Source organism: Psychrobacter sp. (assembly GCF_030454045.1).
Taxonomy (GTDB): Bacteria; Pseudomonadota; Gammaproteobacteria; order Pseudomonadales; family Moraxellaceae; genus Psychrobacter.
The window spans coordinates 13,132-39,094 of sequence record NZ_JAKDJE010000024.1 but is presented as its reverse complement, the minus strand read 5'-3'; the positions used below and the strand labels follow the sequence as shown (position 1 = coordinate 39,094).

Here is a 25,963-nt window from a genome sequence, read left to right as displayed (position 1 = left end):
TGTTTTATGATGTTTGCCCTAACCATAACAATTTTATTTTGAGCTGACTATATATAAGGTAGGCGTGCTTGAATAGACTGCCGTACAAGATACCTGAGACTGCGACTGAATACTGCCATTAGGCTGTTACCACGTATCTGCTCTAGTACTATTTGTCATATATTTGGAAAGCTGCCAAGTTGCTGAAAGTTGGCGCAGTTAGACGTTGTAATCTCTACATAAAAACACTTTATAGCTCAGGTATTGGTTGTTTTTCTGCTTTAATATAGACTTGCTATAAATATCTATATATTTATGCTAGGCTATCTTCGCAGATAGTAAATAAATACCATGCAGTTATGCGATTTATATAAAAGATATCCCATTGATTCATAGGAGTGTGCCATTGTGGCGAAGATAGTTGTAATCACTTCAGGTAAAGGCGGTGTGGGAAAAACCACGACAAGTGCCTCTTTTGCCGCCGGTTTAGCATTGCGTGGCTATAAGACAGTTGTAATCGATTTTGATGTAGGTCTACGTAATCTAGACTTGATCATGGGTTGTGAAAACCGAATTGTTTATGATTTTGTTGATGTCATCACAGGTAGCGCACGCTTATCACAAGCACTTGTCAAAGACAAACAGCTTGAAAATCTGTACATCCTTCCTGCCAGTCAAACGCGTGATAAAGACGCATTGACAGATGAAGGTGTATCAGAGGTCATGACTGAACTCTCTAAACAGTTTGATTATATTATCTGTGACTCCCCTGCTGGTATCGAGCGTGGAGCACAGTTAGCGATGTATCATGCAGATGAAGCCATTATCGTCACCAACCCTGAGATCTCATCAGTACGTGATTCAGATCGCATCATTGGTATTTTGCAAAGCCAAACGAAAAAGGTTGAAGAAAACCAAGGCTCAGTACGCGAGCATCTAGTGATTACTCGCTATAATGCAGAGCGTGCCGCTGCCAATGAGATGATGGACATCGACACCATCTCGAACGATATTTTGAAAGTACCATTACTTGGCGTTGTGCCTGAGAGCCATTCAGTGCTCGAAGCATCTAACCATGGTGAGCCAGTCATCCATTACAACGACTCTGTCGCTGGTCAGTGTTATGATGATATCGTCGCCCGTTTCTTAGGCGAAGAGCGTCCATTACGTCACATTGATGTGAAGAAAAAGAGTTTACTACAGCGCTGGTTTGGGGGTTAATGATGACTAAGAAAAAAGGATTTTGGAGTAGCCTATTTGGTACTGACGACAGTAGTAGTGCAGGCAGTGCAAATTTGGCTACTGAACGCCTCAAGGTTATCGTTGCTAGCGAAAATCGTCTAAATAATCGCCTAACAGTTGATCGTATCGAAAAAATGAAACGTGAAATTTTAGAAGTGGTCAACAAATATGTGAATGGTGTCCAGATTGATGATGTCAATATCAATCATCGTTCAGAAGACAGCTTAGACGTACTAGAGATGAATATTAATTTACCTGAACATAAAAAGTAATGGCGTAGCAGGATTATAGATAACAAATGCTATTTTGGATAAAAAAAGCCCTAAGTTAATGCTTAGGGCTTTTTTATGTTCTCATTTCTATGGTTCTAATAGCACTATATCCATTAATACAGAGTTATACACAGAAAAATGGTATCAGTCATGGCTTATTTCATACGCGACATCAAATGGTCTTTTTTAATAAACTGATGGTAAAGAGCCGCACCAATATGGAGAACCGTAAAACCAATAATCATCGGCCAAATAATATCGGTATGTAAATCATTATAAAAACGCGCCAAACTCCTATCAGGGGTGACAAACACAGGTATTTGGAACAGGCCGAAAATATCAACAGGTCGACCACCGTACACAGACATCAATAGTCCTGCAAGCGGCATAGCGATTAAGATGGCATAAAGCGCAAAGTGTGACAATTTAGAGGCCAGTAACTGCCATTTTGGCATCGCTAATGGTGGCGGCGCTTTGGTAAATAGACGATTGATCACTCGTGCAATCATCCAAAACAACAAGCTTATCCCAAACGCTTTGTGAAATCCGATATATAGATTGCTATCAAGATTTTCATGCAGCAATATCATCACCCAAGTAATCAGCAATAACAATGCGCTGATCCAATGAAATATACGACTGCTTAGTGACCATTTTGATATAGTAGGATTATTCATGGGCGGCTCTATTATTTTTATTAGAAGTTATCTGTAGTCGATATTATATATAGGATAGCAACTCATTCAATAATAAACAGTCAGCATCATTGCTGGGTCACTATTTGCCAGATGAATCATAACCCAAACCTAGATGAGAATCTAGTTATCTACATTCACCAAATGATGCGCGATTTTGTCCAAGTCCGGTACTAAGTAAACGCGCTCATCCATCATAACGGCTTGATACAGATAAGAGCGCACAGTACCTTCGCACGCTTGCTCGGTTTCATTGGTCACCTCTGTCTGTACAAACTCATCAGGAAGCTCTGTATCTTTAACGTCAGAGATACGAGCCTGTAATTGGCGCAGCTCCCCTGCTGTTTGTAAGGCGAATCGATACTCTGTTGTATTGCCTTCTAATACGATGATCTTGTCTGGTGTATGCTCTTGCGGTAATAGGTGAAACACAGTGATGTCTTGCTGCTGCCACTGGTATGTAGAAGTATATTCGTGATAATCGTCTACACTCAAAATCAAGCTACTCGGGATGATCCAGTCTGGTTGGTTCAATGCAGGAATGATAGTGACATCGAGCATACCATTGTTGGTTGTCAATAAACTTACCGCTTCAAACGAGTGTTTCAAAATCTGTTTCATACGTCGCTCACAATCAGTTAACGTGAATGGCTTACTGCCCTTTCACTAATATAATCTGTCAGTTTCTTTGCCAAATCTGCCGGACTACCAACAAAATCACAATATCCTGAATCGATGACGGCCTGAGGCTGGCTCGGACAAGCACTCAAACCAGGATCTTGTGCCCACAACTGGCTGTTGTTGTCCTCAATCAAATCCAAATACTGAGAACCATCATTGCCCATACCTGAAAATATAATATTGATCAGCTCACTGCCATAGACATCACTGGTGTTTTTTAGAATCTGACCAATAGCGGGTTTATATTCACCGCTCCATGCTTGATCTAACAAGATGACCCTACCAGCTGAATCACAAACTATTTGCTTATCAATAGGAGCTATGAGGCAATGTCCCGCTCGTAAACGCTGCGATGAGGCAATGACTTCACAGCGCCAATCATTATGTCGATTGAGTATGCGCGGCAATGTGCCAATCATTGCCTGATTGAAATGGTGAGCGAGTAAGATACATATGGGTAGTGTCGCTGGCACATTGTCTAAAAATTCTTTTACCGCACTAGGGCCTCCCATAGACGCGCCCAGAAACACGACATACTGCCAACTTCTTTCAGTGTCATCGCCCTTGTATTCGGGAGTATCGATCAGGGTTGGTAGTGCTAAAAGCTTTGCAAGTTTACGTTTTAACTTGCGCTGCCATTTACCATATTGCTGTGCCTCATTGAGATACGGTGCTTGGCTAAAGCCCACCAAGACAGCCGCTGATTTTGACGCGATTGTTGCGGTTGCTACACTGTCGTCGTAATCACTATCTATCAGCCAAATATCAATGGCTGCATTAGACAGCTCACTTTTTGCTTGCCACTGTGCTCTTGACACACAACCTACAAGAGTAAAGCCGCAACTACGTACGGTATCTGAAAAAGCCAAGCGCTGGCGATGATCCTCTGCCATCACCAGCACTTTGATATCATGATTGCTTTTTTGCCGCAGTGCTAAAACACGTGCATTATCCGTCATTAGTTAGGCTGACCTCTTTACCCAGTAGTCTTTGAATTTTTTCAAGAAGCTCTTTTTCTTGGAATGGTTTACCCATATAGTCGTTCACCCCAATCTCTAGAGCACGTTCACGATGCTTTTCACCAGTACGTGAGGTGATCATAATGATTGGAATATACTGTAATCGACTATTGTATCTGACCTGAGTTGCCACCTCAAAACCATCCATACGCGGCATCTCGATGTCTAACAAGATCATATCTGGTGTTGTGTCTTGTAGTATCTCGATTGCATCGATGCCATCTTTTGCAACCGCCACATTAAATCCTTGGCGCTCCAAGAAGCGAGACGTTACCTTACGTACAGTCACTGAGTCGTCGACTACCAGTATCGTTGATTTGGTGGCGATACGTCCTCGCTTGGTACTCGAAGATTTTGAGAGGTTTTTGACCAGCTGTGCGTTACGCATTAATGCAATTAAGTCCAGGATGAGCATTACCGAGCCATCACCCATGATAGTAGCTGCTGAGATACCTGGTATGTTTGATAGTTGCTGTCCTAGAGGCTTAACAACCACTTCGATGCGTGATCCTGCAATTTGATCAACCTGCAGTGCAATATTTTGCCCTGTGCGGTTTTTGATAATGATCACTGGCAGACTGGTATTGGTATTAACCACCAACTCGTTCAGTTTATTACCAGATAAGATCTCGTTGAGATAGCGTACGCGATATTCCGTGTCTTCAAAGTTCAATGTGGCATCATCTGACTGATAGTAATCATAGAGTTTTTCTGGGTTAACCCGTACCACGCGCTCAATCTGTACCAATGGTATTGCATAGTAACGATCTGCGGCGCGCACAACCAGCGCATCAGAAACAGCAACAGTCAATGGCAAGCGCATCGTAAAATTAGACCCTTTGCCAAGCTCGGAGACAACAGAGACTGCACCGCCTAACTGACGAATTTCACTAATAACAACGTCCATGCCAACGCCGCGCCCAGAGATCTGTGTCACTTGCTTACTGGTACTCAACCCAGCATGGAAAATATATTGCATAATATCAAGATCAGAGAGACTGTCATCGTCTGCATCAATAAGACCTTGAGAAATCGCTTTATTACGTACCGCTTCTACATCGATACCACGGCCATCATCTGACAGTTGAATAACAATCTCACTACCTTCACGATGGACCTCAAGCGTAATATTACCACTGCGCTCTTTACCTGCTTTTAGACGTGCTGAGGTGGTTTCGATACCATGATCGACAGCATTTCGCAGCATATGCTCAAGTGGCGAGGTAATCCGCTCTAGGATGGTTCTGTCCATCTCATCATCAGCGTTGATGATGGTCAGCTCAACCGATTTATTTAGCTCATTGGCAGTCTGACGAACGATACGCTCTAGACGCGGCGTCAGACGGGTAAATGGCACCATACGTGAGTTCATCAGCCCATCTTGTAGCTCTGTCTGTGTTCGCGACAACTGTAGCAGCAAGCTTTCGCTATCCCGAGTCTTTTCTAATAAAGTATGGTTAATGTCCACCAAATCCGAGGCAGATTCTGTCAGAGACTTTGATAGCTGATTCAGTGAAGAATACTGATCCATCTCGAGAGGATCAAAATCTTCATTATCAATTAGATCATCATCTATCTGTGATAAAATCTGCGCCTCAAGCTCAATCTCCATACGGCGTAACTGATCTGCCAGTCGCTGTACTGTTGTACCCATCTCTTCAATACTGTTGGTCAGGCTGCTAATACCCATATCAATACGGGCACGGTTAATCGCTGACTCACCAGACAAGTTAATCATATGCTCAATCAGGCCACCTGAGATACGAATCATTTCGTTGTTATTCGTGCTCTCCTCCTCATTGGTGTCTTTGAACATAGAGGGCATCTCACTGATATCTTTTGCAAGATACTGAGAATCTTGGTTTTCCTTGGCAATCAAGATGGCTTCACGCTGGGACTGTAAAGACTCTTTGGGGATTTGCTTGAGACTGTCAGGGTTTTTCCCAAACTGCTCTAATGCCTCGATCAACAAGGCAGGTGTGGGCGGATTCACATGCTGCTGCAGGATAAACACGGCGTCTGCAAGCCAGTCATGACTGGCAACCAGTAACTCTAATACTTTTTGAGTGGCTGGACGACGGTTACTGACAAAATCGGTATAAACTGATTCCATTTCATGCGCCAAATCAGCGATACCAGAGGCTGTTACCATTCGCGCACCGCCTTTGATGGTGTGCAAATCTCGCTGTAGCGCCTGTAACGCTGTCATATTGTTTGTATCATTTAAGAATACATGTAGATATTTATTACGATTGGTAAGCTCTTCTGCTTCTTCTAAAAACACGGACAATATGTCTGGATCAGGCAATCCATTGGCCCATGACTGCTTAATCATGGTGTCAAGGCTGAGTACCTCTGATACCTCGTTATTACTACTTGCGTCTTCAACCACTACGTTTTGAGTGTCTGGCTCAAAATGATTTTTCGGTGCTGGTACGATGAGCTCTACCGTTTCTGGCAAGGTTTTTTCTTTTTCAAACGTTCTGAGTTGCTCAATCAGCTCTGGCGTAAAGAACGACTTTTTATCACTCACGATATGCATGACTTGCAATGACATTGTGTCTTGCACTATTTGCATAATCTCAAGCCATTGTGTAGTCGGTACACGTCTTTCTTCTACAAAAGACTCGTAAACACTTTCTGCTTCATGTGTTAGATCGCCGATACTACGAATACCTGCCATCCGTGCGCCACCTTTGATAGTGTGCAGATGACGTTGTAATACTTTTAATGCGTTGATATTCGTAATATCAGCGCGCCATTTATTGAAACTTTCATCTAGTGCATTATCAAGCTCTTGAGCCTCTTCTAAGAAGATCTCCAAAAGCTCGATGTCTGTATCAATCGTCTCAAATTGTATATCGGGTGCTGAGATTGCTCGAACTGCAAAGCGCTTTTCATTGTCATCTTGATAAATACTTTGCAACTCATTGATGACCTGCTCGTCTATTTTCAACGATGTACTGCCAGCTAGCGCATCAAACAAACCTATTAGCTGAGCATGGCCAGACAGCAAAATGGCTTGAATGTCTCTATCTCGTGCTTTCTCAATATTGTCATTCAGATAACGATAGGCATTACCGAGCTCATTCAAGATTATGATGAATTTTGGAAAGGCTTGTGCTTTGTTTGCTAAACACTCAATTTGTGAGATTTGCTGCGCGATGTAGTCTTGAGCATCTTCTGTCTCAGTATGATTAAGTGCGTCGTCTAACTCCCATTCTGCATCTAATAATGTATCGATATTATTATCTAGGAGCTCTTCAATCGTTGGCTTTCTATCAGTATTGGCGGTCGTATCAGCATCTTTAGTGGTGTATTGCTCAGCCAACATCGCTTGTAATGACGCTATGTCTTGCTGACTTTGCGAGTCTTCTACCGCAGAACTGCGCTGCTTGAGGTTTTGTTTATAATTATTCAAGTAGCCATTCATCAATTTGGCAGATTGCGCCAAAGCCTCTAAATGCTGAGCATTCATGGCCGTGTCTTGCTGCTGTAGTAGCTCCAAACTATGCTCTATCGTTGCACTAACCTCACTAATAGCAGCTAAAGCACTTGAACCAGATGCCCCTCGCAACGTATGGAATGCACGTACTATCTCATCCGTTATTTCAATGGAGCGCTCATCTTGATTGTCGCTGACAAATTGATCAATATGATGAAGTAGCTCTTCTGCTTCATCAATGAATATCTTACAAAATGCTTTTTCCTCTTCACTTTGAGGCGTCAAAACAAGCTCTGCCTCTGCCATTTTTTCATTGACAGAATGAAAGGTCTGTAACGTTGTGCTGATCACTTCGGCACTATCATCATAGACAGAATCGGTCTCGTCTATTTTAGATGACAATGCTAGCTCTTGAGCTGCGGCATCTTCAGAATGACTTGTGGCTTGCTTGTATAACTGAGAGTAACTAAAGGCGTCGCCATGTTGCTTGCTATAGGCATTGGCACAGGCAATCCAAAGCGGGATGGCCGTTGGATAATCTTGGTGATTGTTTTCAAAGGTTGCTAATATCTCAGGATAGGCCACCAGTACATCTGAGATCAGCTGACGCATATCGGCTGAGACAGTAATACTATGATCCAGTACGCGATTAAGCATGTTTTCTATCGCCCATGCCAGTTCGGCGCTGTAGTTGGCACCTACCATGCGGCCAGACCCTTTCAAGGTATGAAATCCGCGTCGGATGTCTTTTAGGGCGTCTAGATCAGTTGATGCCAATTGCCATCCTTCGTACAAAGGTACAATTTCGGCCAATACTTCATCCGCTTCTTCTATAAATATCTCTTTGATATCAGGATCGGCATCATCTACATCTGCTGGCAGTTGCTCAGCTTCTTGCATAAATGGAATGAGTACCGCTGGAATCTCCACATTTGATAACGATGCGGGTACAGGCGTACTGTCACTCTCTGTTTGCTCAAGGTTATCTACAGACAGTAGGTTGCCTAACTCTAGCTCACTCATTGAGTTAGCATCATTATCATCCAGTGCGACTTCAGCCGATGTATCAGTTTTTTCAGTTTCAGCTACCATTAAGCCTGCGTTAATAGGCTGCTGCGCGACAAGATTACTACTCTGTAAAATAATAATCGCAGGATCGAAGCTTGGTGGGCGCTGAGCTTCAAAATCTGTCAACAGTGCTGGTAGGTGCTCTATGGTCTCTGTCACCAGATTTACCATATCGTCTATTACAGGTACTGTTTTATCTAGTAGACGGTTGAGTAAGTTTTCAATAGACCATGCCATCTCACTGATACTAAAGGCGCCAACCATACGCCCTGAGCCTTTTAACGTATGAAAACCTCTACGGACTTCGGTCAAGGGTGTTAGATTTTGTGAATCCTGCTGCCAAATAGGAAGAAAATCTTCTAAATCAGTAATGACGTCGTTCACTTCTTCAATAAAGATGTCACGAATTTCCTCATCAGCTTCAAAGTTATCAGGCTTGATTTGCTCACGAGCACGCAGCATTGCCTCACTCTTAGCATCTAAGGCAGCAGTTCCCTCGGCCATTGTCACAATTTCATTGTCTGAATTGGACACAGGTGGTATCTCACCACTATCATCATAGCGAAGCACGTTTGCTATGGCTGGTTTTTGTATCAGCCATGACTCAGCCATTTCTGGCGACTCTATATACGCATCAAGCAGCTGCGAGGCTTTTTTGGCATACTCATCTGCCTGTGTCAAAAGTTTTTGATCAAAGACTTGCTGAGCCAGATAATCAAGTAGTAATTCGATAGAGGTCAGACTCTCTGCCAATGCCTGCGCCAAATCCCAGCTAAGCACAGCAATCTCATGTACATGTAATTGCGTAAATATATGACCAATATTGTCTATGGTTTGCCGGATGACTGGCATTTCCATATCATCAAAAGCGTGGCTGATTCTGTCAAAGTCAGCGGTAGAGGGTAGCGACTGAATGTTTTGACATTGTATATACTCATTAAAGCTTTGCTTAACGTCTTCGACTGCAATACGCAATTCACGTAGGTCGCCATCAGTGGAAACAGACTCCATAGTGCTATTAGCACTGCCAACATCTTCAGATATAGTAGCAAAGGAGGCAGTATCTCCAATCTTAAGTGATATGGTCTGCTCAATATCATGGATATCGCTGTATAGCTCTTGCAGCTTGCGCTCAATGTCCCATTGTGCTTGTCCAAACCCGGTCTCTAACGAGCGTGCTTGTTCTATATCGATCAGAATCGACTCAACTTGCAACACATACTGTGCCCAGCCTCGATTCTCAAGCTGGCGCTTTATGTGATGTAGAGAAGTTGATAGCTTATCTGGATTATCTATCGTAAAGATAAGAGCTTCAAGCTCACTGAGTAATCGCGTTAAAAAACGTGAGGTCGTAGGCTCGACCCTTGATACGTCATTTAAGATCGCCTGCGTGCGCTCGCCATTATTGACCAAATAACTAAGCTGAATATAAACACTGGCAGTCAGACTTTTGATAAGGCGTGAGGATAATTGAGCTGATTGAGTGCAAGACTCTATGGCGTGATCCAGCTGACCTAACAGGGTCGCGTAATGCTCAGGTAATGGAGTCTCGTTGTGAGCAAGATCATTTAGCCATAACTGAGTCAAATACCAAAGGCGCTGTACATCATTGTTTTGAGTCGTTTGCCATAAGTATTGACTCACTTTTTCTAAGACTTGTAATAAAGATATATGATTGGCATTGGCGACAAGTAATTTTTCTACTTGCTGTCGCCATACCAGTAAGAGCTGCTGATAGTGGTGCTCTTCTAGACTGGTCGTCACTTGACTGATAGGAACGGCTACTTCAATACTAGTGATGATATCATCATGACTATCATTATTTAGATGTTCATACTGAGCAGCACCTGTAAATACGTCCGTTTCTATGCCTCGTTGCGACAATACCTGAGTGAGCTCATTGGTCACGTTGTTGACTAGCGTCGTATTGTAGTTGCCTATACGCGCATATTGATTAAGCTCACGCTGCAATAACTGGTGCGAAAACTGACCTATTTGACAGACTCTAGTTGTAAAATCATCTCGACCTCCTAAACTTGATAGTAAGCTTAGCTTGTGAGCAAGATCTGATAGTAGAGGAAGGCTGATCATGGTCAGCGCGCCGCTGATTTGATGATAGTGCGATGTCATCTGCTCATAACTAGCGATGTCAGCATCTGATTGCCAGCCAGCAGATATCTGTGATAACTGCTGATTGAGCAGTGGCGACAACCATTCAAGCGTCACTATGTCATTGGGCTGCTTTTTCATAGGTTCATCCTAACTCGTCTAGGCACTAATTTAGGCACTGATTTTTTGCCACACATTAACCTGTGGGTGCGCAATACGGCGCATATTCGAAGGACGCCAAAACAACGCCTCACCTGGAGCCAATATAATATAACCCTCTAACGCACATTGCTCTGATAGCCGTGCCAAAATATCACGCTGATCAAACTTACGAAAATACAGCAGCATATTTTGACAGATAATCACATTTTGAAGATGCGAAGTGGGTGGTTTTTGCTCAATAACATTGTGCAAAGCAAAATTAACATGGGGTCTTAAATCTGATGCTACTTGCCAATCAACATGAGTATTGATATACGCTTCTGTTTTATCAGTGGTGTCCGTTCCCTTTAGCCTATAATTTGCGTTTTTGGTGGCGACAGGAAATACAAACTGCTGGCACTGCTCAGGAATCAGAAATTTCTGTCTGTTGTCATACTGAGCAAGCTTTGCATTTGTGATGGCTTGCTCACTCACGTCTGTTCCCAGTATGGCGTAGTACGACAACTGTTCCGCTGCCAGACTCATCGCCAGCGACCATGCCTCTTGACCACTCGCACATCCAACGCTCCAAATGCGAAAGGGCTTACTCCTGTCATCTGCACACTTGTCTATTGCATATCGTGTGACAAAATCGATAGACGGCTTATGACGAAAAAAGCGACTCTCATGAATGAGCACTTTGTCTAATAACTGTTGACGAATCTCACTATTCTTTGGTAATTGACACCATAGTTGGTGAATATTGAGACCGTTTAATGTTGCTGTGTGGTCAATAGCATTGGTCAACCATTGTAACTGCACATCAGGTAAGACAAAGCCAATCTCTTGCTCTATATATCGTTGCCACTGCCGCAAATTAGCACTATCGTCCTGTAGCATCTCATCACCCCATACAGGTTCGAATGTTTTAAATAGAGCCATCTCTGGTTGCATATGGTTTTTCACGTCACCTGCTATGATTGCTGCTGTACAGTATCAGCACTTGCACAGCGTGTTGATTAATACTTTAAACAAAAAGAGCGACAAGAGGTATTAATACTGACCTACCATCAAAGCTAAAAATTAAACAATTTCTGATAAATTTTCTTCAGAATTAACCATATCATCATCTAGCAGTTCATCATCATTGGATACTTTAAAACCTGTAACCGACTCTTGTAGGGCTGCAGCCATTTCACTCAACTCACCAATAGAACGTGCTGTGGCAAGCGTACCGGATGAGGTTTGTGAAGTAATATCTTGAATAATATCCATGGTATGAGAGATGTGACCAGCAGATTCAGCCTGCTGTAATGCAGCATTTGAGATGTTCTGAATTAAGTCCGCCAATGTGTTAGAGACACTCTGTACCTCTTCTAGTGCTTCACCCGCATCTTTTGCAAGTCGTGCACCGCGTACCACCTCAGATGTCGTTGACTCCATCGACATAACCGCTTCGTTGGTATCCGCCTGAATGGTTTTTACTAGGGTCTCAATCTGCTTGGTTGCATTTGCTGAACGCTCAGCTAGACGCTGAACCTCATCAGCAACGACCGCAAAGCCTCGCCCTGCCTCCCCTGCCATCGATGCCTGAATAGCGGCGTTCAATGCCAAGACGTTGGTCTGGTCTGCAATATCGTTAATCAAACCAACGATATCACCAATCTCTTGCGAAGACTCACCAAGGCGTTTGATACGCTTTGATGTCTCTTGGATCTGGTCACGAATTACGTTCATACCTTCAATCGAACGTTGTACAACTTCAGCCCCATTATAGGCGATGGCAACTGATCGCTGTGCAACCGTCGCCGACTCCGCCGCGTTATTTGAAACTTGGTCAATTGAGACGGTCATCTCATTAATAGCAGCTGATACACCAGCAATCTCCTGCGCTTGGTGCTCAGAAGCTTCAGCAAGCTCAACCGCGTTCATCTGTGTTTGATCTGAAGACTTTGCAACTCGGTCGGCGGTGCTGTTAATCACCAAAACCAGCTGACGTAACTGGTCAATCGCGAAGTTGACTGAGTCGGCAATCGCCCCTGTAAAGTCCTCTGATACGGTTGCATTAACTGTCAGATCACCTTCTGCCAAATCACCCAATTCATCAAGTAGCCGTAGAATAGCGATCTGGTTACGTTCGTTTTCTTCTTGTATTTGACGAGCTCGCTCAGACTCTGCTTCTGCTTCTTGACGACGACGTAAGGTTTCTTTCTCAATGAGCAAACGCTCTGAGCCACCGCGCTGCTTGAGCAACTGATACGAGGCAAACATAATACCAAAAGCACCAATAGCAAAGACAAGTGCTGGTAAAACAATTGTTTGATTAAAGTTAGTAAAGTCTTGACTCACCGATAATACTGCTTTAGCCAACCAAACGACACAGACCATACTCAGCAGAATAAAAAATCCCAATAATAGCTTCCACGTATTATTGGCCTCTTTGCCTTCTGGGGTTGTGTTGCTTGTACCAGCTACAGGTTTTCTCTTAACATCACTCATCTTGCGTATTCCTTTCAAACAATCGTCAAAGTCTTAACGTGACTGACTTTGACAATCGTATTGTTATCAAAACAATGATTAGCAAAGCCTGTATAAGTGCTGACATCCAACAGTACCGTGTCAGCCGCTATTAATCTGTCGTTACTGAATAGATAAGTCTTTTACTGTCAGTGACTATATCGCAGCATCTGAATATTGTAGATCTTGTGCGAGCAGGCTTGGCATAAAAACATACCATTCCTGTTCATTTTTCAAAAACTTACCATGATTATAAGGTGCAAATGGTGAGTCAGGATCAATAGCTTCTGGACGATATTGCTCCTGAGTAAACTGCTCAATACCCAGCACCTGATCAACCAATAATCCTGAAAAAATATTGTCATGGTCAATCACCATGACTTTGCGCTGGTTCAATTGTGGTAAGCGACTTGGAACCTGCAAAAAGTAAGACAAATCCGTTAGCGGTAATAGTCGCCCACGAATATTGGCAATACCTAGCATCCAAGGCTTGACTAGAGGTAAGCTAGTATATTCTGGCATAGATAGTATCTCTGATACCTGACCCATCGGGGCAACTAAGCGCTGCCCACCAATCTCAAATACCACACCCTGCCAATCAAACTCTTGTCCACCGCGGCGACCACTTTTGCGCGCACGTGCCAAATCTGCTAGACGCAGAAGCTCGATAAATCCTCTAGAGGCCACAAGTTACTCCATCACTTTACGAATCATATTGACCAATCCGTTTTCATCGACTGGTTTATTCATATACTCTCTGGCACCTTGGCGCTTACCCCACACTCTATCAGTTTCTTGATTTTTGGTACTGATCATAATGACAGGTATATGAGAGGTGGTTTTGCCACGAGTGATTTTTCGCGTGGCTTGAAAACCATTCATTTCAGGCATGACCACATCCATCAAAATAACGTCTGGTAGGTGATCAGCTGCCATCTGACAACCTTGCTCACCATTTGATGCTTCTAGTACTTGAAAGTTATTTTTAGAAAGCATGTCGCGAAATTTCGCCATTTCTGATGGCGAGTCGTCAATGACTAAAATTGTAGTCATAGAAATTTCCTTTATTTTCTCAGATATCCAAGTGGATATATTGTTGATATAAAACGATTGAAAATAATGCCTAAAAGACTTGTCAATGAGCTATATTCATGACAATCACTAAAATACGCGACTATCACCTATAAATTTAGCAAGCAAAATATATAAGTCCGTAAGGGTGATCAACGGTACTGGTTAATCGCATCAAAAAGCTCATCTTTACTGAATGGCTTGGTCAAATACTCATCAGATCCGACAATACGGCCGCGTGCTTTGTCAAACAGACCATCTTTAGATGACAACATAATCACTGGCTTATTCGCATAGTCAGGGTTGTTTTTTATGAGTGCGCAAGTCTGGTAACCATCTAGGCGCGGCATCATGATGTCGACAAAAATAATGTCTGGGTTGTTATCAACAATTTTTGCTAAAGCATCAAAGCCATCTATAGCGGTCACTACTTCACAACCCGCTTTTTGTAGCAAGGTTTCTGCGGTACGGCGAATGGTCTTTGAGTCATCAATCACCATTACTTTTAAACCATCAAAATTATTTTCCATTATCATTGTCCTATGAACGACTATTTATTCGTAAGGCTCTCTGTCCTTATAAAGCTCTAACGCGCCTCTCAAACCATGATATCAGTCAATATTGAACCAATACAAAAACTGAGATTTCATTAAAATTTTATAACAGCGAATACCTTTTTATCAGTGTCTGTCAATTAAACACAGCGTTAACATGAGCTACTATACGCACTTTATTAGCAATACGCTCATGAAATCGAGTGCCATTCTTCGCATTTTAGTCTATTTTTTAACGCTTATAAGCCTTAAATAAAACTGTACTATGCCTGAGCACACTCAACACTTCTGCCATTGATCACTGTTTTTAATAGAGCCTATTAGCCCATGACGTGAGCAACGTTATGATATTCCTGCATTATATAGAATCGATAAACACATTGCTGAATAATTTTCTTTTGTGATAAAAATGTATCACTGTCTTTCGTTATGTTTGTTTTAGCACAGTTACTCATGGTTTTCCAGTCATTAAAACATGAATGTTAAGACTAGCGAGTACCATAAATCGCTGTTCTTACTTAACAAATTATCATTCTTATCTGCCTATTTGATATAAACCCCTGACCTACTTGAGGTTGATGTGTATGGTGCAATCGTTCCACCCTAGGTCAATTCACTATATAATAAAACAATGACTACAACGGTGATTGCCATGACAGCCTCTATATACTCAAGAAAAAGCCTCTACCTGCTCAGCGCTTTGTTGCTTGCTGCCTGTCAGCCATCACCACCTGAGAACGGATCTGGCATAACTGAGGTTAAAACAACGGCAGACTCCCCCGTTGTCATTACTAGTGATAGCGTCACTATGACACCAGAGCATATACTCAGCATAAAATCTTCACGTTATCAGCCAAGTCTGGGCCTACAAGGCAGCATTGAGCCTATCAAGCAAACCAAACTCGTTACCGTACATCCAACCCATATTGAAAAAGTGTTTGTGAGCGAAGGACAATGGGTAGAAAAAGGTATGCCTTTATTGATTGTCAAACGTCTGGTCGCAGACAATAATGCTACCGCAAAAGTAGAAAGTCCTACACAGGAGTCTTCTGCTAACGAGAGTTTAGTGACAAACTCTGTCACTAATATGACACCAGAAAATGTGCCAGAAACTAAAGAGGATTCTGGCTCTACAGAAGCTACGACATCACCTGCTAATAATCGTACTGATACGAATGGCAACAACATTGATGGCGATAAGATTGATAACACAGAATCGTTAGCAGCAGGCGATGTGACAGATAGCGATGATAGTGCTGATGCGAGTGACACAAAAGCAAAAGCGCAAAAAACCACCGCACAATATAATCTTGTGACAATAACCGCCAGCTTTTCAGGACGTGTAGAGAATCTATACGCCAAAGCTGGGGAAAAAGCGGCCGCGCGCACGCCCCTTTTAAAGCTAAGTGATGAGACCAAATTGCACTTTATGGCGACGTTACCTATCCAAGCAAAACCCCAGCTTTCGGTTGGTCAGACAGTTAACTTTACTACTGAGAGTCTAACGGATAAGTTTACGGGACAGGTCAGTAAACTTGTTCCCACCAGCCCACCGAAAAAGCTGTTGGTCTATGTGAATGTGATCGAAAACGAAGCCAGCCGTAACAAACTAAAACCAGAAATGATGGTTACAGGACGGGTCAATTATGGCCAAATAGACGTAGGTACTATCGTACCGAAACGCGCGTTGCATGATGTGAATTTAACAGAGTTGAAAAAACCACCATACATGCCGCTTAAACCGTTGACCGCCAATGTCTGGATTATTGGGCAAGACCAGCGTTTGACACGTCAGCCTATTGAAGTTGTGGAGTATGACCCGACCACACAGCAGTATCTGATTGCAGGTGTCAGTAACGATAGCTTGATTTGCTTGGCAGACTTACCTATTGACTCTCAAGGAAAAAAGGTCATCGTGTCGTAGAATTTTGCGCGGACAGTTACATTACGTAGAAACATTAACAAAGCCTATCTTGTTTTGTAACAGCAACATTAGGCAATATAGTCCTATTATATATAGCGCCAGCCGAGTATTTATCGTTTTTATTTTTGCAATAGAGAATCATACCGAAAGATCTAACGTTTAATTTTTAATGATGTAATATCATGCAATAAAAACACCACTCGTTATGATTTTGCGACTGGCGCACATTGAACTTTTGACAATTTATAACAACAATTAGAGGATACCCCATGAGCAAGCAGATTTTATTGATTGAAGATGATCCAGACTTAGCAGAGCTAATCAGCGATTATTTGACCATGAATTACTATGACGTCCATCATGCAGGCTTAGGTCAAGAAGGTCTTGATTTATTAGATACCAAAGACCGTGATATTGACTTGGTCGTGCTTGACCTTATGCTGCCTGATATGGATGGCATGCAAGTTTGTCAAAGAATTCGCGGTAATAAAAATAATATGACCAATAAAGTACCGATCATCATGCTAACGGCAAAAGGGGACACGACAGATCGCGTATTAGGCTTAGAGATGGGTGCTGATGACTATATCGCCAAACCATTCGAGCCGCGTGAGCTTCTTGCCCGTATTCGCGCGGTTATTCGCCGTCACGAGCAGCCCAATCAAGCAGATAGCCAATCAGACAGTCTGACGTTTGGTCGCCTAAGTGTATTCCCTGATAGCCATGAAGTCACGATCGATGACGAGCCTGTACGTCTAACCACGCATCAGTTCCAATTATTGCATTATTTTGCCACCCACTCTGGTAAGGTGCTGAACCGGGAACAGCTGTGGCAAGCCATGCCAAACGATGACAGCTCAGACAATATTGATCGCGCCATCGATGTCCATATCTCACGTCTGCGTGCGTTGATTGAAGACAATCCGCGTCAACCAAAACGCATCATTACGGTACGCGGTGTTGGGTATCAATTTGCCACTGATCAGGTTTAATCATCCAAAATAGATGAGTTGACAGACCGTCACTGATCTCATCGATGTCAGCCGATAACTGTGTTTTATCATAGAGATTGTTTCATGCAGCAATTGGGTTTTCGTTCCGTATTTGCCAAACTATTTGCCAGCGTTATGCTGGCACTTATTTTATTTGCTGTGGCGATGGTGCTTTTAACTCAGCTGGTACATGATAAAGACGCAGGTATTCGATCAGAGGTACTGGCTACGCAGATTTTGGGGCAGATCGATCCCTTTTTGCATGAGCTAAACATCTCTATCAGTAAGGACAATCGTCTACAGTCTCGATTTATGCTAGCTGTTGTCAAAAAAAGCTTTGATATTTTTGATGAGTCTTTGCAGGCGAAAATGGGGTTGTACGACAGCGAAGGTCGGTTGTTGATGCAAACTGACAATAGCGACTTGCCACTAGAGCTACCACCTACGCCTTCATTGTTTTCACGTGTATTCCCCTCTCTTGCCGATACGTCTCCGACCAAGCAAGCTCAAGTGTATAGCAGCACAGGCTATACCTTGCTGTATGAGTCACGCCTACCACCCAAAAAACCGGTTCTCTCTGCCGCCCTTAATCTGTTTACAGGTACGTTGCTGCTGCTCATTATTATGGCAGGAGTGTTGTGGCTGATTGCCCGTACAATGACGTGGCGTATTGATCAATTAAGCCAGCAAATGGCGCAGTTGGGCGATGGAGATTTTACGGTACGAGTGAACGCTCGTGGTAATGATGAAATTGCCTCGCTGGCCAAAGGGTTCAACCAAGCAGCACAAAAAATTGAACATCTTGTCGATGCCAATAATCTACTACTGGCGCACGCCTCTCATGAACTACGCACGCCGATTACTCGTATTCGCTTGCAGATTGAGATGATGGATATGTTGGCAAGCGGGCTGCCAGCAGATACCAAGTCCAAGTTTGATAAACGCGCTCATGCCATCACTCGGGACTTATCAGGCCTCAATGATTTGGTCGAAAGCATTTTGTTGGTTAGTCGTCTGGATGCAGGTCATGCCCTACAGCAAATCGAAAACTTGGATTTATACGATTTGGTCAATCAAGAACGTCAGCACTATCCTGAAGCCACGTTGATTGGTGAGCACATCATGATTGATGGTCAATCATCAATGTTGACTCATCTCATTCGCAACCTTTTGACCAATGCCATGCTTCATGGCAAGCCGCCCGTGACAGTCTTGCTCTATGGTGTTCAAACCATAGAAGAGGCTGGTGATGTACCTGATTACCTCTTACAAACCGTACTCTCTAACAGCTTCACCGATTACAACAGCTGTGATTTTGATTCTTATGAGGAGCATCCAAACACTACTACAGATGAGCAGTCGCCTGCTTCCTCTACACTTGACAGCACGGATCTGAATGATAAAGACAAAGCAGAATCAGTAAACCCAGTCGCCACCCTCCCTGCACCACCGATCTATAAGAACGGCGAGAGTATCGCGATCAGCGAAGGCAAAAATGCGGATGTCATGGAACCTGACTCAAACGTCATAGCATCTGACGCTAATAAGATGGCTACTGATGTAGTTAGTACTAACACCGCGGTTGATGCTGACAGCCTATCAGAAACGACGAATGACTTATCTGTCTTTGCCAATTATCAAAACTATACCAATGAGCTTGCTGATAGAATCAGAAAGATGGTGTGGAAGGTGGTCCCTGATACTGATGCTCAAGAAACAGTAAAGGCGAACGAGTCTCGTGATAAGTCCGTAAGCGCTAATGCGACTCAACCTACAGAGGACGTGACCAACCCTAGTACAAATGATCGCGAACATCAAACCACTGACAAAACAACCACCGATATCACTAATACCAAAAACGGCAAAGACAATACCAAGACTAGCACGAAAGCGACTGGTGATGCCGCAGCCACACCGCGCAAAGAAGGCTTATTTGCCAAGCATCTCAAAAAGGCAAAAGCTGAGCCGGTGCGTCCACTACCAAAATATGCAGTACTAGCAGTCATTGATGAAGGCACAGGTATTCCTGAAGAGAAACGCGAAGAAGTGTTTAGTCCCTTCGTACGGTTACAGCAAAAAAATAAAGGGTCAGGGTTGGGGCTTTCTTTAGTTTCTCAGATTGTCACCGCTCATCAAGGACGGATCACTACTGATACCCTCAACGGCCATACAAGATTCTTAGTTGCCATTCCTATCAAGCATGACCTTCATTACAATCAGCATGAGTAGTCAGCTATATTTGAAAATACGTTGCTTTGTTGATATTAATCCCACTGATACCCCTCAAACATTCCTTCCTTAATAGCTATTCATCATAAGCCAGTCACGGATGTGCATATCCAAAGTGCCTGATAATATGCTATATTACCGCCCCTTATTATACAGTTATTGCCTGTTTTTATTTTCGTTGGCTGCTTATACAGTAAGAGCAGTATCACGATGAACAATAACTATCAAAAAATTTATTGAATTTTGAGCCCTCCATGAATGACATGATTGTCTTAAACGATGTGACCAAAAGGTTCTTAAGCGACCGATCTATCAAAGACAAAGACGGTAAACCGCATTGGTTTACCGCTGTTGAGCCAACCTCTCTGACTATCAAACAAGGCGAGATTTTTGGTCTAATGGGCTATTCAGGCGCAGGTAAATCTACCTTGCTGCGCTTGATTAACATGCTTGAGCGTCCAGATTCAGGCCAAGTGGTGATAGACGGTACTGACTTGACCACGCTATCTGCCAGTGAACTGCGTATTGCTCGCCACAATATTGGTATGATTTTTCAGCAGTTCAATCTCATGTCTAATCAAACCGTTTTTGACAATGTGGCGTTCAATCTAAAAATCTCAGGCTACCCTAGCCGCGATATTCATAAACGCGTTATGGAATGTCTTGAGATTGTCGATTTGACAGATCGAGCCGGTCATTATCCTGCCCAGCTATCAGGCGGTCAAAAGCAACGTGTCGGTATCGCCCGCGCGATTGCCCCAAGTCCAAAAGTACTGCTGGCTGATGAGCCAACCAGTGCACTCGACCCTGCAACGACTCGCAGCTTGCTGACTTGTTTGCGTGATATCAATGAGCAACTTGGCGTGACGATCGTTATCGTTACCCATGAGATGAGCGTCATTCGCAGACTTTGTGATCGCGCGGCATTACTCCATCAAGGCCAGCTATTAGAAGTGGCAGATGTGCGCGATGGTCTGATTCAAGCAACTACCCCGATTGGCAAAGGTTTAGTCGTTGAGGACTAATGAGGCAGGAGAAATAAATATGTTAACTGGTACTGAATTATCCGCCTCTATAGACAAGCTGCTTGCCCTACGCAAAGAGATTATGAGCGCGTTTGTTGATACGTTCGTGATGCTTGGTATTTCAACCACGGTCGCCATCCTTATCGGTGGGCTCTTTGGCGTATTCTTGTTTTTGTCTAGTGACCGACAATTTTTGCAAAACAAGACACTGTATGGCGTACTTGGCGCCATTACCAACTTTATGCGCGCCTTCCCTTTTGTGATTTTGATGATTGCGATGAGTCCGTTTACCAAAGCTATCGTCGGTACTGGCATCGGTCCTATCGCAGCCTCTCTCGTCCTTGCGATTGCAGGATCCTTCTATTTTGCCCGTTTGGTTGAGCAAAATTTACGTGAAGTACCGCGCGGTATTATTGAAGCGACCGAATCGATGGGCGCCAGACCTTTTACCATCATCAAAGTACTGCTCAATGAAGCGCGCTCAGGATTGGTACTATCAGTCACCATTTTGTGCATCAGCTTGCTTTCTTACTCAGCGGCGGCTGGTATGATCGGCGGTGGTGGTTTAGGTGATCTGGCCATTCGTTATGGCTATTATCGCTATCAGACCGAGGTGATGATTTTTATCGTGCTGGTGTTGTCAGTGATGGTGATATCGATTCAAGCGTCTGGCAATTGGCTCGCCAATCGCTTAGACAAACGCTAAACCACATTAGAGAGTGCTTGACATTGCAAACGACTCAGTTTATTTTTGGCAACACTCAACCCTTATCTCAGCGCTTAAACAAAAGCAGCATTACTATCTATAATGTTGCTTTTTTAATGTTCAGACGATAAATGTTTCATTCAATTTTATTCATTATTAAGGACGTATTATGAAATTAACAGATATCAGCCGTCAGTTAGCCACTGCATTTGCCGCGGTTGGCGTATCAGGTTTGGTCTTAGTTGGTTGCAGCAACTCATCAGCGCCAGAAGCAAACCAAGAGCCTGTCACTGAAGGTACCACTGCAGAAACAACTGCGAGCACTAGTGACATTGATCCTGAACACACCAAAATTGTTATCGGTACGACTGAAGGTGATTTTGCTGATATGGTTCGTAACCAAGTAAAAGGCACACTTGAAGCTCAGGGTTATGAGGTTGAGTTAGTTGCATTTACTGATTATGTTCGTCCCAACCTTGCCTTGGCAGAAGGCGACTTGGACATCAACATCTTCCAGCACAAGCCATATCTTGATACCTTCAAGAAAGAGAACAACCTTGATCTCGTTGAAGTATTCCAAGTGCCAACTGCCCCGCTTGGCATTTACTCAGGCAAAAAGTCTAGCCTAGATGAAGCCTTCAAAGGCATGAGTGTTTCTGCGCCGAATGATCCAAGTAACTTTGCTCGTGCGTTGGTCATGATGGACGATCTTGGCTGGATTAAACTAAAAGACGACATCGACCCACTGACAGCGTCAAAAGCGGATATCGCTGACAACAGCAAATACGATATCGACATCGTTGAGCTAGAAGCTGCCCAATTACCACGTGCCCGTGACGAGGTGGATTTTGCCGTGATCAACGGTAACTATGCAACTGACTCTGGTATCAAGCTGACTGAAGCTTTATTCCAAGAGGCAAGCTTTGCTTATGTGAACTGGTCAGCGATCAAATCTGCTGATACTGGTAAGAAATGGGTTGAAGATGTCACCAACGCCTATAACTCAGAGGCTTTCAAAAAGTATGCTCACGAAACGTTCCCTGGCTACAAGTACCCAAAAATCTGGGGTTCTGACACTAGTGCAAGCACTGATACCGTAGCTAAAACTGACAGTACTGAAACGGTAGAAACAGAAGACGCGGCTCAATAAGACACTAAAATCATCAGTGCCCAGCTATACAGGTACCTCAATGATTATAGGCGCTCATCACTTAACCGTGGTGGGCGTTTTTTATCGTCTTCGTTTTGCTGACCTTACCTCTTTTTAAGCTTCCTATCATCCTAACAGGTTATCGAGTTCACGTTACAGCCTGTTTGTCCTTTGTAGGGATGCGTCACACGCTCTTCCACTTTACTCTATTTTTTCTTATAGTAAACAGACTTAGTTATTAGATTAACTAAATAACTGCCTATATTGGCTAAGTTTTACTACTATTCATTATATTAAAACCTCTGCTTGAAACGATGTTTCATTCAAGACATATAAGACATTATAAATAAAATAAGGACAACAGCATGAGCGCTAAAAATTATAATATTCGTACCGCAGGACCAGCAAATATTCCCGTTTTAGGACTGGGTACTTGGCAATCAACTGGTCAAGACTGCGTAGAAGTGGTTAAAAAAGCCCTAGAAATGGGCTACGAGCATATCGATACTGCCCAAGCTTATGGCAACGAAAAAGAAGTGGGCGAAGGTATCAAGCAATCCGGCGTGGCACGCGATAAATTCTTTTTGACGACCAAAATTTTTCCAGATGACATGAAATTTGAGCCAGAAAAGCTCAAAGCTGCAGCTAAAAAGTCTCTAGAAGATTTGGATGTAGAGTACGTTGATTTGTTATTACTGCATTGGCCAGATGATCGTGTACCATTATCAGAAACCATTCCTGCCTTGTGTGAGCTGCAAAAGCAAGGATTGACCCGCCATATCGGTGTGTCTAATTTTAATATTGATCACATCATCGAAGCCAAAAAATATGCGGATGTACCAATCGTTGTGAACCAAGTAGAATTCCATCCGTTTATCAAGCAAGATACCTTGCAGGCATTTTTGAACAATCATCATATTTTGCTTGAAGCCTACTCACCACTGGCACGTGGCGATGTATTTGATAACGATATCATCAAAGAGATTGCAGATAAGCACAACGTCACGCCAGCACAAATCTCATTGGCATGGATATTATCAGACAAACACCGCGTTGCCATCCCAAAAACGTCTAACCCTGATCACTTGCAAGGCAATTTAGATGCAGTAGGCGTCGAGCTAAGTGCAGAAGAGTTAGAGAGAATTGGCAGCTTAGCAAGCTCGGATGGTCGCAAGATTGAGCATCCTGATTATAGCCCTGAATGGGATGACTAATCATTGATTGAATAGTCTCAGCTCAAAAAAAGGCCACCGATAATCGGTGGCCTTTTTTATATATGGTTGATACTTATGATAATTACTGTTGTAACGTTTCCGTTTCATGGATTCTTTGGGCAGGATTGTATTGCTCAGAAGAAGGCACTGCCCCGCTACGATTGTTTTCTTTCATTGATTTAGCGACTTCTGGTGGCATATAGTTTTCGTCATGCTTTGCCAATACTTCACCAGCGACAAAGGTATCGCCTTGCATCTTGCCTGTAGCCACCACGCCTGAGTTTTCGGCAAATAAGTCTGGCAAAATACCTTGATAAGTGACCGGCACGGTCGACTGAAAGTCAGTAATCGCAAACTCAACGTTTAGTGGATTGTCTGCAGCACGCTGGACACTACCAGCCACCACCATACCCCCAGCACGAATACGCTTGTCTTGAGGGGCTTCACCTTTCGCGATGGCCGTCGCATCAAAGTAATAATCGGTCTGCTGACCAATAGCATAAATAACTAACATCACGGCGACTATTGCACCTGCCAGCGTAAACATAACCCACGTCAGTTTTTTCCGACGAACTGCATTCATACCACTACCTCATTGATGAGTCGCTACTTTATAAACGATAAAATTATCAAATAGACAATATTTAAGGGAAAATGGCGAGATCTATAAGTCAACCAGCCCTCCCGATATAATAGCTATATGGTAGCATTTTTTGGACAAATCAATAAGCCCTGCCCCGACTGACAAGGTCATATTTTTGTCAGCAAAAGGATATAGTTTCTTACGCTAACACCCTGATATTAAAATAATTCCTTAATCAGATTGCTTGGTGATAGGCCGAGCAGCTTTAGGCGTCCGCTGTGCTTGACGCGCTTGCTGAATCGTCAGCTGCTTGATCAGTGCTTGACGCTGTCTGCGACTATAAAGGATAAAAGCCAACATCATGCCGATGGTGATCGCCCAGCATGACCACACAAAAACGCCGTGCTTACCCATGGCGATAAACTCAGGTACGCTATAAAAATAGGGCTGCATAGTAGGTTCCTATCCGTTATTTGTGTTGAGCACGAATGTATTCTTTGACCCATGCCTTGCCTTGATCACGATGCAAAATGAGCGTGTTCGTACGATAAATCGCCATTGTCGCAACCAGCAAGTAGCTGCCAATAATCATGAGCAACAGCGGCATCCACATGTCCGCTGACATCTTTGGCGCTTCGGTCAGGCTAAAGGTTGCCCCTTGATGCAAGGTGTTCCACCACTCTACTGAATACTTGATAATCGGTAAATTCACCGCACCCACAACCGATAAGATAGCAGCCGCCTTACCACGATTGGCTGTGTGCTCAAACGCGGCAAACAGCGCCATAACCCCTGCATATAAGAACGCTAAGATTAGCATTGAAGTCAGGCGTGCATCCCATACCCAATAAGTACCCCATGTTGGCTTTGCCCAAATGGAGCCTGTGAGTAAACTGATCACGCAGAGCAAAAACCCCATCGGAGCCAATGCCTGCGCAACCAAACTGGCTGTCTTAATCTTCCACACCAAGTAAATCACCCCCAATATGGCAAGGGAGAAATAGATAGAAATGGCAAGACTGGCTGCGGGCACATGGATAAAGATAATACGGTAGCTGTTGCCCTGAAGATAATCAGGCGGTGCAAAAGCAAGCCCCCAAATACTTCCAATGAGCAAACATATACTGGCCAATATCGCGAGCCACTTGACCCAAGGGCTAAAGATTCGAAAAAACTGCTTGGTACCTACAGTGGTCAAAAAGCCCTGCCAAATGCGCTGCCACAGGCTAGGAGATGAGACGTTATTCAGGTTGGGCATGGGAATAAACCTATTACACAGCTTACTGGTCTTGAGCATGTGGCGTATAAAGCACACGATCAACTCACCTGCTGACGTTAAACACTGGA

Annotated in this window: 20 protein-coding genes and 1 pseudogene; 9 read left to right on the top strand and 12 right to left on the bottom strand. The window is 43.4% G+C overall.

Translation table 11 applies throughout. The features are described from left to right. Window positions 1-387 precede the first annotated feature (387 nt). A complete protein-coding gene (gene minD, locus L0G63_RS06470; RefSeq protein WP_301449900.1) occupies window positions 388-1,200 on the top strand; it encodes a septum site-determining protein MinD in 813 nt (270 codons plus the stop codon). A gap of 2 nt (window positions 1,201-1,202) precedes the next feature. Continuing rightward, window positions 1,203-1,493: a cell division topological specificity factor MinE gene (minE, locus tag L0G63_RS06465; RefSeq protein WP_201597908.1), complete on the top strand. Its 291-nt coding sequence runs from the start codon at window positions 1,203-1,205 to the stop codon at window positions 1,491-1,493. Window positions 1,494-1,648: 155 nt separating this feature from the next. On the opposite strand, the gene L0G63_RS06460 is transcribed toward minE, so the two are convergent. The 9 genes and pseudogenes from L0G63_RS06460 to pilG all read right to left on the bottom strand — a co-directional run bounded on the left by L0G63_RS06460 (window position 1,649) and on the right by pilG (window position 14,769). After that, a complete protein-coding gene (locus tag L0G63_RS06460; RefSeq protein WP_301449899.1) occupies window positions 1,649-2,170 on the bottom strand; it encodes a cytochrome b in 522 nt (173 codons plus the stop codon). A 141-nt stretch (window positions 2,171-2,311) separates the two neighbouring features. Next, window positions 2,312-2,809, bottom strand: coding sequence for a hypothetical protein (locus tag L0G63_RS06455; protein WP_301449898.1), 498 nt, complete (start codon window positions 2,807-2,809; stop codon window positions 2,312-2,314). Window positions 2,810-2,826: 17 nt separating this feature from the next. Beyond that, on the bottom strand, window positions 2,827-3,828 hold the full coding sequence (locus L0G63_RS06450; protein ID WP_301449897.1) for a chemotaxis protein CheB: 1,002 nt from the start codon (window positions 3,826-3,828) through the stop codon (window positions 2,827-2,829). Continuing rightward, window positions 3,818-10,651 carry an Hpt domain-containing protein gene (locus L0G63_RS06445; RefSeq protein ID WP_301449896.1) on the bottom strand — a complete coding sequence of 2,278 codons (6,834 nt, stop codon included), beginning with the start codon at window positions 10,649-10,651 and terminating at the stop codon, window positions 3,818-3,820. Before L0G63_RS06445 ends, L0G63_RS06450 begins: the two co-directional genes overlap by 11 nt. 30 nt (window positions 10,652-10,681) lie before the next feature. After that, window positions 10,682-11,617, bottom strand: coding sequence for a protein-glutamate O-methyltransferase CheR (locus L0G63_RS06440; RefSeq protein ID WP_301449895.1), 936 nt, complete (start codon window positions 11,615-11,617; stop codon window positions 10,682-10,684). 117 nt (window positions 11,618-11,734) lie between these two features. Continuing rightward, window positions 11,735-12,820, bottom strand: a pseudogene (locus L0G63_RS06435) (methyl-accepting chemotaxis protein); the annotation flags it as partial. 504 nt (window positions 12,821-13,324) lie between these two features. Continuing rightward, a complete protein-coding gene (locus tag L0G63_RS06430; protein ID WP_301449893.1) occupies window positions 13,325-13,855 on the bottom strand; it encodes a chemotaxis protein CheW in 531 nt (176 codons plus the stop codon). A gap of 3 nt (window positions 13,856-13,858) precedes the next feature. After that, window positions 13,859-14,221, bottom strand: coding sequence for a PleD family two-component system response regulator (locus tag L0G63_RS06425; protein ID WP_301449892.1), 363 nt, complete (start codon window positions 14,219-14,221; stop codon window positions 13,859-13,861). Window positions 14,222-14,391: 170 nt separating this feature from the next. Next, entirely contained in the window at window positions 14,392-14,769 is a 378-nt protein-coding gene (gene pilG / locus L0G63_RS06420; RefSeq protein WP_114701589.1) for a twitching motility response regulator PilG, read from the bottom strand. A 676-nt stretch (window positions 14,770-15,445) separates the two neighbouring features. Here pilG and L0G63_RS06415 point away from each other — a divergent pair. From L0G63_RS06415 to L0G63_RS06385, 7 genes are all read left to right on the top strand, one after another. After that, complete coding sequence (locus L0G63_RS06415) at window positions 15,446-16,717, top strand: efflux RND transporter periplasmic adaptor subunit (protein WP_301449891.1); 1,272 nt, start codon at window positions 15,446-15,448, stop codon at window positions 16,715-16,717. A gap of 269 nt (window positions 16,718-16,986) precedes the next feature. Next, on the top strand, window positions 16,987-17,709 hold the full coding sequence (locus tag L0G63_RS06410) for a response regulator transcription factor (RefSeq protein ID WP_301449890.1): 723 nt from the start codon (window positions 16,987-16,989) through the stop codon (window positions 17,707-17,709). Window positions 17,710-17,793: 84 nt separating this feature from the next. Next, the gene (locus tag L0G63_RS06405) at window positions 17,794-19,938 is read left to right on the top strand and encodes a sensor histidine kinase (protein ID WP_301449889.1); all 2,145 of its coding nucleotides are present in this window, start codon (window positions 17,794-17,796) and stop codon (window positions 19,936-19,938) included. 254 nt (window positions 19,939-20,192) lie between these two features. Beyond that, the gene (locus L0G63_RS06400) at window positions 20,193-20,963 is read left to right on the top strand and encodes a methionine ABC transporter ATP-binding protein (RefSeq protein ID WP_301449888.1); all 771 of its coding nucleotides are present in this window, start codon (window positions 20,193-20,195) and stop codon (window positions 20,961-20,963) included. Between the two features lie 19 nt (window positions 20,964-20,982). Beyond that, window positions 20,983-21,669, top strand: coding sequence for a methionine ABC transporter permease (locus L0G63_RS06395; protein ID WP_058025468.1), 687 nt, complete (start codon window positions 20,983-20,985; stop codon window positions 21,667-21,669). A gap of 169 nt (window positions 21,670-21,838) precedes the next feature. Further along, complete coding sequence (locus L0G63_RS06390; protein ID WP_301449887.1) at window positions 21,839-22,819, top strand: MetQ/NlpA family ABC transporter substrate-binding protein; 981 nt, start codon at window positions 21,839-21,841, stop codon at window positions 22,817-22,819. Window positions 22,820-23,184: 365 nt separating this feature from the next. Further along, window positions 23,185-24,033, top strand: a complete 849-nt coding sequence (locus L0G63_RS06385; RefSeq protein ID WP_301449886.1) for an aldo/keto reductase — start codon at window positions 23,185-23,187, stop codon at window positions 24,031-24,033. A gap of 82 nt (window positions 24,034-24,115) precedes the next feature. Here L0G63_RS06385 and ccmE read toward each other — a convergent pair whose 3' ends face one another. From ccmE to ccmC, 3 genes are all read right to left on the bottom strand, one after another. After that, on the bottom strand, window positions 24,116-24,616 hold the full coding sequence (ccmE, locus tag L0G63_RS06380) for a cytochrome c maturation protein CcmE (protein ID WP_301449885.1): 501 nt from the start codon (window positions 24,614-24,616) through the stop codon (window positions 24,116-24,118). 231 nt (window positions 24,617-24,847) lie between these two features. Next, the gene (ccmD, locus tag L0G63_RS06375; protein WP_301449884.1) at window positions 24,848-25,069 is read right to left on the bottom strand and encodes a heme exporter protein CcmD; all 222 of its coding nucleotides are present in this window, start codon (window positions 25,067-25,069) and stop codon (window positions 24,848-24,850) included. Window positions 25,070-25,085: 16 nt separating this feature from the next. After that, window positions 25,086-25,874: a heme ABC transporter permease CcmC gene (ccmC, locus tag L0G63_RS06370; protein ID WP_301449883.1), complete on the bottom strand. Its 789-nt coding sequence runs from the start codon at window positions 25,872-25,874 to the stop codon at window positions 25,086-25,088. Window positions 25,875-25,963 lie beyond the last annotated feature (89 nt).